Here is a 16,169-nt window from a genome sequence, read left to right as displayed (position 1 = left end):
GGTGCAAAGTGATAGGAGAGAAAAATGAAGTATATAAAAATAATGTGCGCTATTGCAGTCATTGGAATATATATGGGAGGTTGTTCACAAGAACAACCGAAAAAAGAAACAACATCTTCTGTACAAGAAAAAAACAACGATAAAAAAGAAGACGCACCGGTAGAAAAGCAGCAAGAAGAACAAGAAAAGAAAGAAGAACCGCAAGCAATTCAAACGAATGAACAAGTTGAACTGAAGCAGGAGGAAGTGTCGGCCAAAGAAAAGACAGAGGAAATCCCGCCGGCACAGACGACTGAACAGCCCGTACAAAATAATGAACAAAAAGTAGAGAGTAATGAGAAACAAGAGAAGTTTCTCGTCGTTATTGATCCGGGGCATCAACAAAAAGCGAATTTAAATTTAGAGCCAATTGGTCCAGGAGCAACTACGCAAAAATATAAAGTAACAGACGGAACAACGGGAGTTGTAACGAAAAAGAGGGAATCAGTTCTTGTATTAGAGATGGCTTTTATATTGAAAGAAAAACTGGAAGCAAAAGGTATACAAGTATTGATGACAAGAACGTCACATGAGGTTGATATAAGTAATAAGGAACGAGCGGCATTCGCGAATGATCATAAGGCGAATTTATTTTTACGTCTTCACGCGGATGGCTCTGAAAATCCAAACCAAAGTGGGTTCGCTGTATTGACGCCAGCAGAAGGAAATCAATATACGAAAGAAATCTATGCTGAAAGTCTTCAAGTCTCTCAAACAATTGTAAACAAAATGAGGGGAAATCATCAGGTGAAAGTAAATGGAATTAAATTTCGAGATGACCTTTCTGGATTTAATTGGTCGAAAGTACCTGGAGTACTATTAGAACTCGGATTTATGTCAAACCCAGAAGAAGACAAAAAATTATCAGACCCACAGTATGTAAATTCTTTATTACAAAGCGTGACGGATAGTGTAGATGAATATCGGAAAAATAAAGCTTAAATTGCAGTCTTATATGGAAGGCTGCTTTTTTCTATATACAAAATACTCGTAAATTAGAATATTATGGATAAAGTTAATATGCTTAATTTTACCTGCACTTTTTGCCGAATGCTGATACAATAAAGGTTGTTACTATTTAGTAGAAAGAGTGGTAAGCATGTTAGATTGGATGAAAAAGCTGTTTAACAAAGAGGAAGAAAAAACAGCGATGAATAAAGAAGTACCAAAGCAAATTGTAAGTCAGCCGAAAATTCCTCGTGTAAACCACTACACTGAAGCAAGAGAAGCACAAATGGCAAGTCGGAATGCAGGGAAATGTCGTTTTCCACTAATACCAGATAATGGCTTCGATGAGGAGGATGTAAGAGAACTGCCTAACTTTGAAGAACAACCTATTCAAAGAGGAACATATGAAGAACAGCCTACTCAAAGAGGAACAAAAGTGGAAAGAAGCAGACGACCGTATGTGGAAACAGAAGCACCTACATATGAGGAACCGGAATTGCAATATGAACCGGAACCAGAGCCTGTCGTAAAAAAAGCATTCGTACCGTCGCAAGAAAGTAACCGTAGACCATTTCGTCCAACAGAAATGATTTCTCCAATTTATGGATATAACCGTCCTTCAGTAGAAACGAAGGTTGTGCAGGAGGAAGAAAAGGAAAGAGAAGATCTTGAAATATCTGTTGAAGGAAAAGCTGTTGTTGACGCATGGTTAGAGAAAAAGGGATATACATTATCTGACTTTTCGGGAGTTCTACAAGGAAGTTCATCTGTTAAGAACGGAGTGAACGAACGAAGTAATAAAGTAGAAGAAAAATCGGTTGTGGATGCATGGTTAGAGAAAAACGGTTACGAAGTTGAACGTCAAGCCCCTTCATTAGAAGAAAGCCTAAGTGATGATTTGCTTCATAAAACAGTAGGACAGCATGTGGAAGAAGAGGCTACAATTGTACAAGCCTTGAAGCAGGAGCAAGATGTAGTGGCGTTATCATCTACAGAAGATAACGAAGAAACTTTACAAGAAGAGTCAATAGATTCTAAAGTAGAGCACGTAGATTCGATATTAACAGAAGAAAATGAATGTAATACAGAAATAGAAGAAACTGTTGCTGAAGTTGCAGCAAATCAAGTCGAAGAAGAAACCTTAGAAGATGTAGTGATTGTAAAAGCAGATGAAAAACTTGAAGAAACAATTACTATAGAAATACCAGATGCTTTTGAAGAAGAATCTATGGAAGCAGAAGAAGCTGCGGAGTTAGAAGAATCTGAGGAAGCAGAAGAAATTGTGGAATTAGAGGAATCTAAAGAAGCGGAAGAAGTTGTGGAGTTAGAAGAACCTAAGGAAGCAGAAGAAGTTGCGGAATTAGAAGAACCTAAGGAAGCAGAAGAAGCTGCGGAGTTAGAGAGATCTGAGGAAGCAGAAGAAGCTGCGGAGTTAGAAGAATCTGAGGAAGCGGAAGAAGTTGCGGAATTAGAAGAACCTAAGGAAGCAGAAGAAGTTGTGGAATTAGAGGGATCTGAGGAAGCAGAAGAAGCTGCGGAGTTAGAAGAATCTGAGGAAGCAGAAGAAGTTGCGGAATTAGAGGAATCTAAAGAAGCGGAAGAAGTTGCGGAATTAGAAGAACCTAAGGAAGCAGAAGAAGTTGCGGAGTTAGAAGAATCTGAGGAAGCAGAAGAGGTTGCGGAATTAGAGGAATCTAAAGAAGCGGAAGAAGTTGTGGAGTTAGAAGAACCTAAGGAAGCAGAAGAAGCTGCGGAGTTAGAAGAATCTGAGGAAGCAGAAGAAGTTGCGGAATTAGAGGAATCTAAAGAAGCGGAAGAAGTTGCGGAATTAGAAGAATCTGAGGAAGCAGAAGAAGCTGTGGAATTAGAGGAATCTAAGGAAATAGAATCAGTTACGGAATTCGCATTAGAGGAAACACCGCAAGAAGAAGTAATTGAAGAAACGATGAATACAGGGTCGTTAGAAAATATAGCAGTTGAAGAGCAACCAGTGATTTCTCAGCAAGAAACAATTGAGTTCATGGAAGAAAGTGAAGTATTCGTACCAGTTTCAGAAGCAGATGAGCAAACGAAGAAAGATGTTCAAAGCTTTGCGAATGTTTTAATTGAAGAAGCTGAAGAAAAGAAACAAGTTGTTGAAGAACAGCCTGTCGCACAAAAAGAAGAGCCGAAACGTGAGAAAAAGCGTCATGTTCCATTTAACGTTGTCATGTTAAAACAAGACAGAAAGAAGTTAATGGAAAGACATGCGGTACGAACGAATGTAACGCAATCTACTGTGGGTGAACGAGTAACGGAAAAACCAATGCAGCAAGTAGTGGTAGAAACCCAAGTAGAAGAAAAACCAATGCAGCAAGTGGTAGTAGAAACCCAAGTAGAAGAAAAACCGATGCAGCAAGTGGTAGTAGAAACCCAAGTAGAAGAAAAACCGATGCAGCAAGTGGTAGTAGAAGCTCAAGTGGAAGAAAAAGCAATGCAGCAAGTGGTAGTAGAAGCTCAAGTGGAAGAAAAAGCAATGCAGCAAGTGGTAGTAGAAGCTCAAGTGGAAGAAAAGCCAATGCAGCAAGTGGTAGTGGAACCACAAGTAGAAGAAAAACCGATGCAACAAGTAGTGGTGGCTGAACAAGTACAAGAGAAAGCATATGTTGTAAATCAAAAAGAGAACGATATGCGCAACGTACTACAAACGCCGCCGAAGTATGAATTTCCGCCATTAACGTTGTTGTCGATTCCACAGCAGGCAGCATTAGATAATACGGAGTGGCTAGAAGAACAGGAAGAATTATTAAATACGACATTTAATAATTTCCATGTTGGAGCACATGTTATTAATGTGTCACAAGGGCCGGCGGTAACTCGTTTTGAAGTACAACCAGACCCAGGTGTGAAAGTAAATAAAATTACAAATTTAAGTGATGATATTAAGTTAAGTTTAGCTGCGAAAGATATTCGAATTGAAGCACCAATTCCAGGGAAGAGTGCAATTGGAATTGAAGTTCCGAATAAGGAAAGTAAGCCAGTATTCCTTCGTGAAATTTTAAGAAGTCCTGTATTTACAAAGAGTGAATCACCACTTACAGTTGCGCTGGGGCTTGATATTTCAGGTGATCCAATTGTAACGGATATTCGAAAAATGCCACATGGACTTATTGCGGGTGCAACTGGTTCAGGGAAAAGTGTGTGCATTAACGCGATTTTAACGAGCATTTTATATAAAGCGAAGCCGCATGAAGTGAAGTTGATACTAATTGATCCGAAGATGGTTGAGCTGGCACCATACAATTCTGTTCCGCATCTTGTAGCACCTGTTATTACTGACGTAAAAGCAGCTACAGCCGCGTTAAAGTGGGCGGTTGAAGAGATGGAACGTCGTTATGAATTGTTTGCTCATGCTGGTGCTCGTGATTTAACTCGTTACAATACGATTGTAAGTGGGAGAGAAATCCCAGGTGAGACATTACCTTATATTGTAATCGTCATTGATGAGTTAGCGGACTTAATGATGGTTGCTCCTGGTGATGTTGAGGAAGCGATTTGTCGTATTGCACAAAAAGCTCGTGCTTGTGGTATTCACTTATTAGTTGCGACGCAGCGTCCATCTGTAGACGTTATTACAGGTTTAATTAAATCAAACATTCCAACGCGTATTTCGTTTACGGTATCATCTCAAGTTGATTCGCGTACGATTATCGATATTGGGGGCGCGGAGAAATTACTTGGCCGTGGTGATATGCTATTTTTAGGAAACGGCACATCTAAACCAGTTCGTGTACAAGGTGTATACGTATCAGATGATGAGATTGAAAGAACCGTTGATCATGTGAAAAAGCAAATGAAGCCAAACTACTTATTTAAGCAAGAGGATTTATTAGCAAAATCAGAGCAGAGTGAGTCTGAAGATGAACTATTTTTTGATGCATGTCAATTTGTTGTAGAGCAAGGGGGAGCGTCCACATCTTCTGTACAGAGAAAATTCCGTATTGGTTATAATCGCGCGGCACGTCTAATTGAAGAGATGGAATCGCAAGGGATTATTTCTGAAGCAAGAGGAACGAAACCGAGAGATGTCCTTATTTCTGAGGATGAATTTGCCGCTATGCAGGAAACGAATGTATAGTAAACGGTTTTGCTGTATACTAAGAGAAAATGTTGGATAGTAAAGTAGGGAGTAAAGCGACATGAAAGAAATTGAATTAAAATTAAAAGGTGAAATAAATCGACTAACAAATAAAACATTTAAATTTGATGAACGTGTTGGAGAAGGCTGGTTCTCTGCCGTTTACTTTTTAAAAACTAGAGAAATCATTGAAGAATTTCGCCCGAAAAGTGTTGTAACAATGCAGTTTTTCCAAAAAGAACATTCAGTTCTTTGCGGAGCAGATGAGGTAATCGCATTGCTACAAACATTCGCCAAAAATCCTGAGGAATTAGAAATTCATTCTTTAAAGGATGGCGATAATATTAGTCCGTTTGAAACAGTTTTAACAATTCATGGTCCTTATGAATACTTCGGCTTTTTAGAAGGTGTAATTGATGGGATTTTAGCTCGTCGTACATCAGTTGCGACAAACGTATATAACGTTGTCCAAGCTGCACGTAGTGTAGATAAAGAAAAACCGGTTATTTTCATGGGAGATCGTGATGATCATTATACGCAACAAGCTGGTGACGGTTATGCGGCATACATCGGAGGTATGAGCGCACAAGCGACGCATGCAATGAATGAATGGTGGGGCAGAAGTGGTATGGGGACGATGCCTCACGCTTTAATTCAAATGTTTAATGGTGATGTTGTTGAAGCAGCAAAAGCATATCATAAAAAATTCCCAGAAGATGAATTAGTCGTACTAATTGATTACAACAATGATGTCATTACAGATGCACTTCGCGTAGCGCGTGAATTTGGATCAACATTAAAAGGTGTACGTGTGGATACGTCTCGTACAATGATTGATCAATACTTCATTCGTCATCCAGAAGTACTTGGAACATTCGATCCGCGTGGTGTAAATCCATCACTTGTATTTGCTCTTCGTAAGGCTCTTGATGAGGAAGGTTTCCAACATGTAGATATCGTTGTAACTGGTGGGTTTGATGAGAAACGTATTCGTGAATTTGAAGCTCAAAATGTTCCTGTCGATATATACGGAGTAGGAAGTAGCTTATTAAAAATGAATATTGGTTTTACGGGTGATAACGTAGAATTAAATGGAAAACCAGAAGCAAAAGCTGGTCGTAAATACCGTCCAAATTCACGTCTAGAGCGTGTTCAATTAGAAACAAAAGAAGATATGTAAAAGCGAGAAAAACTGATAGGTGATTGACCCTATCAGTTTTTCTGTTATCATAGTATAGCAGCTTGTTTTTTGCTATAATAAATGTGTTATGGACATAAAAGAAGTACGTACGAGTTTATCACTGATAAGTGAATATAAAAAGAAATTCACTGCATCAGAAATGTATGATGATTACCAAAATAAGAAAAGATTCATATACTGTCTTATAGATAGGCCGTTGTATTAGTTCGAAATGTTGGAGGTTCTTTAAGATGACAGTTTACCATTTTGTAGGAATTAAAGGAACAGGAATGAGTTCATTAGCACAAATTCTTCATGACATGAAGCATACTGTTCAAGGGTCTGATTATGAAAAGCGTTTCTTTACACAAATAGCATTGGAAAAGCGTGGTATTTCCATCCTTCCTTTTGATAAAAATAATATTAAAGAAGGACAAGTGATTATCGCGGGAAACGCATTTCCTGATACGCATGAAGAAATCGTAGCAGCAAAAGAATTAAATATCCCAGTACATCGTTATCATCACTTCTTAGGTGACCTTATGAATCAGTACACAAGTGTTGCAGTAACTGGTGCACATGGAAAAACATCAACTACAGGTTTGTTAGCCCATGTAATGCAAGGCGCACACCCAACATCTTACCTTATTGGAGATGGAACTGGGCATGGGGTAGAAAATAGTAAGTATTTTGTATTTGAAGCTTGTGAGTATCGTCGTCATTTCTTGTCTTACTATCCAGACTATGCAATTATGACAAATATTGATTTCGATCATCCAGATTATTTTTCAGACATCAATGATGTATTTAATGCATTCCAAGAGATGGCATTACAAGTGAAAAAAGGTATTATTGCATGTGGTGATGATGAAGAACTTCAAAAAATTCAAGCGAAAGTACCTGTTATTTTCTATGGATTTGGAGAAGATAATGATTTCCAAGCACGTAACATTCAAAAGAGAACTGATGGTACTATATTCGATGTATTCGTTCGTAATACGTATTATGACACGTTCAAAATTACAGGATACGGCGATCACAGCGTATTAAATGCATTAGCAGTTATCGCGCTTTGCCATTACGAAGACGTTGATGTAGAAGCGGTTAAACATCAACTAACAACATTTGAAGGTGTTAAACGTCGCTTTAATGAAAAACCGATGGGAGAGCAAGTTATCATTGATGATTATGCACACCATCCGACAGAAATTAATGCAACGATTGAAGCAGCTCGTCAAAAACATCCAGAGCGTGAAGTTGTCGCTGTATTCCAGCCACATACATTCTCACGTACAGAGAAATTTTTAGATGAGTTCGCAGAAAGCCTAAGTAAAGCTGACCAAGTATACTTATGTGATATTTTCGGATCAGCACGTGAAAACAAAGGTGAATTAACAATTGAAGATCTGCAAAAACGTATCGATGGCGCAGAGCTAATTACAGATACAACAACAGAGGTATTAAAGAAACATAAAAACGGCGTTCTTATTTTCATGGGCGCAGGTGACATCCAAAAATTCGAAGCAGCTTACGTAAAAGAAGTTCAAGTTGCAGAGAAGTAAGAAGAAAGACGCATAGCTATGGCTGTGCGTCTTTTTGTTGTGTTCGATATATTTTAAAAGGCGTTGATATGTTGATATTGCTTATTCTTTTTGTATTGTCGTTTTAATAAAACGATATACAGTGAACTAAAAAATACATATCCGATTAAATAATAGAATGAAAACATATCGAACTGTTTTGTTATCATAATTCGAATGGCGAAAAAAGTAAATGGAAGAGCGATTAACAACCTTGAGCTAACAAAAATCATTGTTTTAAAGTATTTTAATAGATCTGTGTTCCAATGATTTTCTCTAAAGATAAACCAAATGTTGCTTGCAATAAAGGCTAGTAAGAATGGCAAATTAGCTGAAATATTTATAAACCCAAGTGCGATAGGCACTGATAAAGCACCAAGCGGACCGATAGATAGACCGGAATAATATTTAATAAACGTATTTGTAGATTGCTGTGCATCTTGAATAACGTCTGTATATTCTGCTGCAATTTCCTTTGCTAATTCTTTTGGAGGCAGAAATTCTTCAATAACTTGTTGAGGGATCATTGCTGATGATATCCCATCACTTTCTTTACTTAATGCATTTTCGTATAAATCGGATTTGATTTCTAGCGCATGTTGTTCTCTTGTTGATGTAGGCAAGTTCATTAAACCTTTGTGAAGATCCTGTAAGAAAGAAGCGATGAGTTCATTTGAAAAGAATTGTTCCTTGTTCATTTTTTATCCTCTCCTTTAGCTAGTAACATTAGAGCGTGATAAACTGCGTCATAATCATTTAAGCGATTATGCAAAATTTCTCTCCCTTCATCTGTAATCCGATAGTATTTTCTTTTCGGTCCATCACCGGACTCTTCCCAATAGGAAACAGCCCAATTGTTTTTCGTGATTCGATTTAGTATAGGATAAATCGAACCATTTGGAATATGAAATACAGGGATCTCTTGTAGTGCACTTGTGATTTCATATCCATACATAGGTTGTTTGCTTATTAAAGACAAAATAGCTAGATCAAAAACACCTTTACGTAATTGAATTATAAAATTATCATTTTTTTCCATGATTTAACTATATATGATTCATATCTAGATATCAATCATATATAGTGGTGTTATATTTCTTTCTTTTACAGAAGAAGTAAATATAACACCCGCACAATGTGTAGGAATGATACTAGGTATTACGGGAGTACTATACTCTTCTGGTTTTATTAAGATAAGATCGAAAAAAAGTGTGAATAATTAACATTTTTCACTTTGAAATGTTAGAATAATAAGAAAAAAGGGGGCTGAAAAACATGTTCACACTCCGAGTAGATGACGAAATCGAATTACAACTATTAGAAAAACATCATAAAGAGGAACTATATGAATTAATAGATCAGGATCGTAACCATTTAAGAAAGTGGCTTCCGTGGGTAGATGGGACGAAATCTGCTGATGCGTATAATGAGATTTTTCCGATGTGGTTAAGGAAATTTGCAGAGGGAGATGGGTTCGAGGCTGGCATACGTTATAAAGGAAAGCTCGTTGGGATGGTAGGTATTCATCCGGTGAGCTGGGGTAAGAAAGCTACGAGTCTTGGATATTATCTTGCAGAAGATGCTGGCGGGAAAGGTGTTATGACGCGAAGTGTGAAGAGTGTGCTTCATTATGCATTTGATAATTTAAAGCTGAATAAAATTGAAATTCGTTGCGGTGTTGAAAATGCGAAAAGCCGTGCAATCCCAGAACGTTTAGGGTTTAAGTTAGATGGAATTTTACGAGATGAAGAATGGGTGTACGATCATTTTCAGGATATTGCTGTATATAGTTTACTAGCTTCGGAATGGAAGGATATTCGATGAACGAGAAGATTTGTATTATTCCATATGAAAGTCAGTTTCAAGATGAAGTAGTAGATCTCATTGTTCATATTCAGCAAAAAGAATACAATGTCCCAATTACAAAAGAAGAGCAGCCTGACTTACTAGAAATAGAAACGTTCTATCAAAGGGACAACGGAAGCTTTTGGGTAGCAACTTATGATGGTAAAGTAGTTGGAACGGTAGCTTTATTAGATATTGGGAAGCATCAAGTAGCGCTAAGAAAAATGTTCGTGAAGAAAGAATTCCGCGGAAAAGAATGGGGCGCATCGCATATGCTGCTTCAAAAAGCGATTGCGTGGGCTGATGATAAAAAGTTGAAAGATATTTATTTAGGAACAACAGTAAAATTTTTAGCGGCGCATCGCTTTTATGAGAAGAATGGTTTCCAAAGTGTGAGTATAGAAGAGTTGCCGAAAAGTTTTCCAGTGCTAGAGGTAGATAAGAAATTTTATAGATATATTATTTGAAAAGATCATTCATAAATGATCTTTTTTTATAAACTAAAATGGAAATTATGGTATAATTTGGATTGAGGGGTGTGGGTATGAACTTTCCGATTCAAAGAAGTAAGTTAGGAATAATTTTCGTTAGTATAACGTTAGCTTTTATGGTGGTATATCCAATAGTTTTATTTTTTACAAGAAAAGGGGATTGGGCTTCAGCTCTAATTGGGATGGGATTATGTTTTATTGTAAATGTCCCTCTCGTTTGGGAAATGTTCATTAAAAAACATAAAGTAGAAAATGGTATTTTAAAATACGGAATTTTAAATGACGACGTTGTATTAAAAGATATAAGAGTTATTCGTCAAGTTGGAAAATCATTTGAGATTACAACGAATGCATATAAAGTACATATGATTGCGATGCCGCAAAATCCGGATGAATTTTTGGCGCTTATCGCGAAGGAAAATCCATATGTGAAAATAGAAATGGTGGGCAAGAAGTGAAATATGTAAAACTTTTGTCCCGCTATTTGGGGGCAGTAAGACTCCCACCTCAAAATTTGGCTGGAGCAAAGAAGTAAGGTGGGAGATCAACTGTCCGTAAACGCCCGATTGGTGAGGGCTAATAATCAGTGGGGGATGAACAAAACCCCCACTGATTAAAGTTTCACTTTATTTTGTTTGGAAATTTTGCTGGTGCTTGCTATTTGCACTAGAGTATATATTAAATGGGATCTACCCTTATATGTCCCAATATTAATAGGTACTATCGCAGTGACGCTTTTATTTTATTTTCATTTTCAGCAAACAAAAAGTGAGAAAAATAGCTCTATATAGTGCAGGGGGATTAGACATGAAAAAAATCTGTATGTTGTTTTTGTTTTTGCTAACCACATCTATTCTTTTAATAGGATGTAGTGCGAAGAAAGAGAAGTCTGATGTTAGCTTAGAAAAGGCACAAAAAATTGAAATAGAATCGCTTATTGATTCGAGCGATAAAAAAACGATTACCGATAAGAAAGAAATCACAAAGTTGTTTGAATCAATCAAAATGGATGAGTGGGAAATGGAATCGGCTCCTTTAGATACTCCGCAAGGGAAAACGTTTAAAATGTATCAAGAGGATACACCGAAATTATTGGATTCGAGTAAAGATAAAAAAGAGTTACATGAAATTGGTACTATGACAGTATATAAAGATGTCCCTTATGTTGAGGTTGAATTGAAAATTAGTAAAATAAAAAATAAAAATAGTTTTAAAGTACCAGAAGATGTAGCTAAAAAATTATTAGAGTATTAATAAAAAAAGCGCTCGGATAGAATTCCGAGCGCTTTTCATATTATTTTAAGTTCTCTGGGTTTAAAGCTTCTAGTTCAGTTACAACGAATCGTCCGTCTTTACGGATTAAGACGTCGTCGAAGTAAATCTCACCGCCGCCATATTCAGGGCGCTGAATGCATACTAAATCCCAGTGGATGTTAGAGTTGTTGCCATTCCATGCATCGTCATAAGCTTGTCCAGGTGTGAAGTGGAAGCTGCCATCGATTTTTTCATCGAATAGAATGTCTCCCATTGGATGTAAGATGTATGGGTTTACGCCGATTGCGAACTCACCAACGTAGCGTGCGCCTTCGTCTGTATCGAAGATTTTGTTAATGCGCTCTGAATCGTTTGCAGTTGCGTCAACGATTTGGCCATTCTCAAATTTAAGTTGTACATTTTCAAATGTATAGCCGTTGTAAGGTGATGGTGTGTTATAAGAAACTGTCCCGTTAACAGAATCGCGAACTGGTGCAGAGTATACTTCACCATCTGGAATGTTTAAATGACCTGAGCATTTAATAGCTGGAATGTCTTTAATAGAGAATGTTAAGTCAGTTCCAGGGCCAGTTAAGCGAACCTTATCTGTTTTATTCATTAATGTAACAAGGCTATCCATTGCCTTATCCATTTTACCGTAATCTAAGTTACATACCTCGAAGTAGAAGTCTTCGAAAGCTTCTGTGCTCATTTTAGCAAGCTGCGCCATAGAAGCATTTGGGTAGCGAAGAACAACCCAGCGTGTTTTCGGAACACGGATGTCTCTATGAACCTTTTTACCAACTGTTTGGCCGTGAACTTTCATACGTTCACTTGGAACGTCGGCTTGTTCGTTAATGTTATCGCCAGAGCGAAGGCCAATGTATGCATCCATATCTTTCATTACGCTCGCTTCATATGCAGCGATTTGTTCGAAATGTTCTTCAGTAGCACCCATTAATAAAGAGCGATCTACTTGATGATCTTTTAAAGAAACGAATGGGAAACCACCAGCTGCATATGCTTCTTTTACAAGTGCTGTTACAAGTTCTTTTTGTAAGCCAAAGTTTTCAATTAATACTTTCTCACCTTTTTGTAATCGGATAGAGTAGTTAATTAAATTGTATGCTAACTTTTCAATACGTGGATCTTTCATATGTAAAGCCTCCCTACTAATTATGTATCCTTACCTATTGTAACCTACTTAGTGGAATTTGTTGAATGATTTATGTTAAAGTTAACGAATAAGTATGAAAATTCTAATGAAAAGATAGGGATTAGAACGAAACGGAAAATGATTGTATAATAAGAGAAAGTATGAAAAAGATAAAGGAAGTGATGAAATGCAAGTTCTTTTATATGTAAGTGCGGCTATTATTGCAGTTGCTTTCGCTGTATTAGTAGTGTATGTATGCAGAACGTTGTTATCGGTTCAGAAGACGTTAGAAAATGTTGCAAGTACGTTAGAAGGTTTAGAGAAGCAAATGCAAGGAATAAGCGTAGAGACGGAGCAATTATTACATAAGACAAATGCGTTAGCTGATGATATTCAACAGAAGTCACAGTCGCTAAATAAAGTAGTAGAAGGTGTAGATGGAATCGGAACGACGATTCACTCTTTAAATACGAAGCTTCGCAATGTTTCAGAGTCTGTTACAGATGAAATTGAAAATAATGCAGATAAAGTAGCACAAGTTGTGCAGTGGAGCAGCGCAGCAATTGAAGTATACAATCATTACCGTGCTACGAGACAAGAGAAAAAGATTGAAAAAGAAGAGCGTAAACTTGAGAAAGCTGAGCAGAAGGCTGAAAAGAGAGAGAAGCGCTCTAGACTTCGCATGAGAGGTGAGTAATGATGAGTATGATGAAGATTGAAACAATTGAAGAACTTGAAGCGTTAGTAGAAAAGAATGAGCCTTACGTTCTTTTTAAACATAGTACGACATGCCCAATTAGTCACGGTGCATATACAGAGTTTCAAGCGTATTGCGGTGAAGAAAGAGAAGTGCCAGCATATTACTTATACGTACAAGATGCGAGAGATGTTTCGAACCATGTTGCAGAGCAGTACAGCATTAAGCATGAATCTCCGCAAGTGCTATACATAAAAGATGGAATGGTAGTATGGCATACATCGCATTGGAATATTAAAAAAGAAGCTTTAGAAGAGAATGTAAAATAGGGGGAGGCAAGCGAAGGGCTTGCTTCTTTTTTATTTTGTTGCCATATATTTAATGGTACACTATAGATACATTAAAACTAAGTAAATTGACTTTTGAAAGTGGGTTTTAAGCAATGAAGAAAATGGCGTTATGCATCGCAAGCTTAAGTTTATTACTGGGGGCTTGCAGCAATAATACTATTGAGAAGAAAGATGAAGTTGTACAGAAAGATACGAAAGAAAAAAGTATGATTCCAAGAACTGCTGTTTCTAAGGATTACTATAGAACTGTTATCCCTTTAAAAGAACAAAAGGTAATTAATACAGTTAATGTTAAGACTAATTCTAAACTAGATTTAGCAGAATATGAAAATGGTTTAATGGATATTGCTTCAAAACAATTCGATACAGAAAATTACGTATTACAATTAAATCAATATATTCCAGAGAAAACAATTGATGAATTAGTTACGAAACAAGAAGTACCAGTTTTGACTAATATTATAGAACAGGACTACTTCGGCAAACAGAATTCAAATGAACTAAGCTTATCTGGTGTTGTTATTGGTTTATCTATGTCTTCAAGTGTATCTAATGAGGAAGCTATTTCTAAAGGTACTGAAGTCGCTAAGGGGCTTATAGAAGCTATTAATAAAAATGATAAATATAACAAATCTCCAATTACGTTTGCTATATTCAAGCAAGAAAGTACAAGTTCTTTAAAGAATGGTACTTATATTGCAAGCGCTACTGTTCAAAAGAACGAGACTAACCTTGGAAATTGGGATACTATTGATGAAAAATCGTATTCGTATCCTTCTCAAGAATTTGGGGGAGCACAAGGAGAAGATAAGAAAAAGTTAGATGATTTTTCGGAAGCAATAAAGAAATTCTCTCCAGGAGATTATATCCCTGTTAATGCTAAGATTTCTTATAAGCAAAATAAGATGGATAAATTAAAGATGGATATTGTCGTTAAATATAACGGTAAGTCAGAATTAATGGCACTCTCTCAAATGGCTGCTCAAAGTATGTTAGAACAATTTCCTAAAGATGCTAAAGTTCAATTACAGATAAAGTCCGAGAATAAAATCGAGGTTGTTATTATAAAAGAGAAGAACAGCGATAAACCGTTTGTTTCTTTCCTATAAAATAAAAAAGACAGTTTTTAAGCTGTCTTTTTTATTTTATAAATTTTCCGCAGTTCAATGAGTTTATGAAAGAATTAAAAGCATTCGGAAGTAAATTATAAAAAGATTTCTTAGTCTATGTAGCCCTTGTTACATAATTTTTTACAAAAATTGACCTTTTTTGCATAAAAAATACGAAAATACGAGAAAAGAAGCGAATTTTTTCGAAACTTTTGCGGGAAAATATTGTATGACCCTGCGTTTTTATCGTATCATTAGTAAAAGGAAGAACTCGGGACGATTGTTGGCATCTGCAAATAGAGTTGATGTCTTTTTTTCATTCAAGTGAACCGATACATAAAAATAGATAACATAAATAGAAGGAGTGTGCGAAGAGATGAACATAACAATCTATGATGTAGCGCGCGAAGCAAACGTTTCAATGGCTACCGTATCACGTGTTGTGAACGGTAACCCAAATGTAAAGCCTACAACAAGAAAGAAAGTATTAGAAGCAATTGATCTTTTAGGATACCGCCCAAATGCGGTAGCACGTGGACTAGCAAGTAAGAAGACAACTACAGTGGGTGTTATTATTCCTGATATCTCAAATACGTTTTATGCAGAACTTGCTCGTGGAATTGAAGATATCGCAACAATGTACAAATATAACATCATTTTAAGTAACTCTGACCAAAACAAAGAGAAAGAGTTCCACTTATTAAATACGATGCTTGGGAAACAAGTGGACGGGATTGTTTTCATGGGTGAAGATATTACAGATATTCACGTTGAAGAGTTCAAAAAATCTCCAGTACCAATCGTATTAGCAGCGTCATTTGATGAGCAAAATGAAACGTCATCAGTAAATATTGATTATACACAAGCCGCTTACGATGCAATGAAGCACTTTGTTGAGCAAGGACATAAACGTATCGGTTTCGTCTCTGGTCCTTTCATTGATAAAGCAGGAAGCGCGAAGAAGTTACAAGGTTATAAAAAAGCTTTAGAAGAAGCAGGTATTTCATATGATGAAAATCTTATAATTGATGGAGATTACACATATGATTCAGGTATAGAAGCGTTTGAAAGACTTTGGAGCATGGATGAAAAGCCAACAGCAATCTTCGTATCTTCTGATGAAATGGCACTAGGTGTAATCCACGCAGCACAAGACGCGGGATTAAACGTACCAACTGATATCGAAGTGCTTGGTTTTGACAACACACGTCTTGCATTAATGGTGCGTCCACAGCTTTCAACAGTTGTACAACCAATGTATGATATCGGTGCAGTAGCAATGCGTCTACTAACGAAATACATGAACAAAGAAAAAGTAGAAGATCACTCAGTTATCTTACCTCACCGTATCCAATTTAGAGATTCAACGAAGTAAGAATAAGGGAGCTCACAGCGATAGCTGT

Annotated in this window: 15 protein-coding genes; 12 read left to right on the top strand and 3 right to left on the bottom strand. The window is 36.8% G+C overall.

Annotated features, from left to right (window positions below; genetic code table 11):
* Window positions 1–24: 24 nt before the first annotated feature.
* The 4 genes from MHB76_RS22290 (at window position 25) to murC (ending at window position 7,846) form a co-directional block, all read left to right on the top strand.
* Window positions 25–981 carry an N-acetylmuramoyl-L-alanine amidase gene (locus tag MHB76_RS22290; RefSeq protein WP_070140007.1) on the top strand — a complete coding sequence of 319 codons (957 nt, stop codon included), beginning with the start codon at window positions 25–27 and terminating at the stop codon, window positions 979–981.
* 157 nt (window positions 982–1,138) lie between these two features.
* Window positions 1,139–5,104 (top strand): DNA translocase FtsK, encoded by a 3,966-nt coding sequence (locus tag MHB76_RS22285; protein WP_340987690.1) that lies wholly within the window; start codon window positions 1,139–1,141, stop codon window positions 5,102–5,104.
* A gap of 61 nt (window positions 5,105–5,165) precedes the next feature.
* Entirely contained in the window at window positions 5,166–6,284 is a 1,119-nt protein-coding gene (locus MHB76_RS22280) for a nicotinate phosphoribosyltransferase (RefSeq protein ID WP_002112321.1), read from the top strand.
* A 251-nt stretch (window positions 6,285–6,535) separates the two neighbouring features.
* Window positions 6,536–7,846, top strand: a complete 1,311-nt coding sequence (gene murC / locus MHB76_RS22275) for a UDP-N-acetylmuramate--L-alanine ligase (protein ID WP_002112319.1) — start codon at window positions 6,536–6,538, stop codon at window positions 7,844–7,846.
* 53 nt (window positions 7,847–7,899) lie between these two features.
* Here the strand turns inward: murC and MHB76_RS22270 are convergent, their stop codons facing one another.
* Both MHB76_RS22270 and MHB76_RS22265 read right to left on the bottom strand, forming a co-directional pair.
* Entirely contained in the window at window positions 7,900–8,562 is a 663-nt protein-coding gene (locus MHB76_RS22270) for an HAAS signaling domain-containing protein (RefSeq protein ID WP_078175095.1), read from the bottom strand.
* A complete protein-coding gene (locus MHB76_RS22265) occupies window positions 8,559–8,903 on the bottom strand; it encodes a PadR family transcriptional regulator (protein WP_078175094.1) in 345 nt (114 codons plus the stop codon). Before MHB76_RS22265 ends, MHB76_RS22270 begins: the two co-directional genes overlap by 4 nt.
* A 236-nt stretch (window positions 8,904–9,139) precedes the next feature.
* Here MHB76_RS22265 and MHB76_RS22255 point away from each other — a divergent pair, with 236 nt between their 5' ends.
* The 4 genes from MHB76_RS22255 to MHB76_RS22240 all read left to right on the top strand — a co-directional run bounded on the left by MHB76_RS22255 (window position 9,140) and on the right by MHB76_RS22240 (window position 11,454).
* Entirely contained in the window at window positions 9,140–9,688 is a 549-nt protein-coding gene (locus MHB76_RS22255) for a GNAT family N-acetyltransferase (protein ID WP_078175093.1), read from the top strand.
* Window positions 9,685–10,176, top strand: coding sequence for a GNAT family N-acetyltransferase (locus MHB76_RS22250; RefSeq protein ID WP_078175092.1), 492 nt, complete (start codon window positions 9,685–9,687; stop codon window positions 10,174–10,176). Before MHB76_RS22255 ends, MHB76_RS22250 begins: the two co-directional genes overlap by 4 nt.
* A gap of 77 nt (window positions 10,177–10,253) precedes the next feature.
* The gene (locus tag MHB76_RS22245) at window positions 10,254–10,658 is read left to right on the top strand and encodes a PH domain-containing protein (RefSeq protein WP_078175091.1); all 405 of its coding nucleotides are present in this window, start codon (window positions 10,254–10,256) and stop codon (window positions 10,656–10,658) included.
* Between the two features lie 349 nt (window positions 10,659–11,007).
* Window positions 11,008–11,454 carry a hypothetical protein gene (locus MHB76_RS22240; protein ID WP_002199126.1) on the top strand — a complete coding sequence of 149 codons (447 nt, stop codon included), beginning with the start codon at window positions 11,008–11,010 and terminating at the stop codon, window positions 11,452–11,454.
* A 40-nt stretch (window positions 11,455–11,494) separates the two neighbouring features.
* Here the strand turns inward: MHB76_RS22240 and MHB76_RS22235 are convergent, their stop codons facing one another.
* Window positions 11,495–12,610, bottom strand: coding sequence for an aminopeptidase (locus tag MHB76_RS22235; protein WP_002034367.1), 1,116 nt, complete (start codon window positions 12,608–12,610; stop codon window positions 11,495–11,497).
* 187 nt (window positions 12,611–12,797) lie between these two features.
* Here MHB76_RS22235 and MHB76_RS22230 point away from each other — a divergent pair, with 187 nt between their 5' ends.
* The 4 genes from MHB76_RS22230 to ccpA all read left to right on the top strand — a co-directional run bounded on the left by MHB76_RS22230 (window position 12,798) and on the right by ccpA (window position 16,141).
* On the top strand, window positions 12,798–13,307 hold the full coding sequence (locus MHB76_RS22230) for a DUF948 domain-containing protein (protein ID WP_001197724.1): 510 nt from the start codon (window positions 12,798–12,800) through the stop codon (window positions 13,305–13,307).
* Window positions 13,308–13,309: 2 nt separating this feature from the next.
* Window positions 13,310–13,636, top strand: a complete 327-nt coding sequence (gene ytxJ, locus MHB76_RS22225) for a bacillithiol system redox-active protein YtxJ (RefSeq protein WP_002145356.1) — start codon at window positions 13,310–13,312, stop codon at window positions 13,634–13,636.
* A gap of 113 nt (window positions 13,637–13,749) precedes the next feature.
* Window positions 13,750–14,766: a CamS family sex pheromone protein gene (locus tag MHB76_RS22220; protein WP_002199127.1), complete on the top strand. Its 1,017-nt coding sequence runs from the start codon at window positions 13,750–13,752 to the stop codon at window positions 14,764–14,766.
* 376 nt (window positions 14,767–15,142) lie between these two features.
* Complete coding sequence (ccpA, locus tag MHB76_RS22215) at window positions 15,143–16,141, top strand: catabolite control protein A (RefSeq protein ID WP_002160207.1); 999 nt, start codon at window positions 15,143–15,145, stop codon at window positions 16,139–16,141.
* Window positions 16,142–16,169 lie beyond the last annotated feature (28 nt).

Origin of the sequence: Bacillus sp. FSL M7-1345 (genome assembly GCF_038006985.1) — a bacterium.
GTDB classification, from domain to species: domain Bacteria; phylum Bacillota; class Bacilli; order Bacillales; family Bacillaceae_G; genus Bacillus_A; species Bacillus_A cereus_U.
This window is presented reverse-complemented; position numbering and strand designations above follow the sequence as displayed.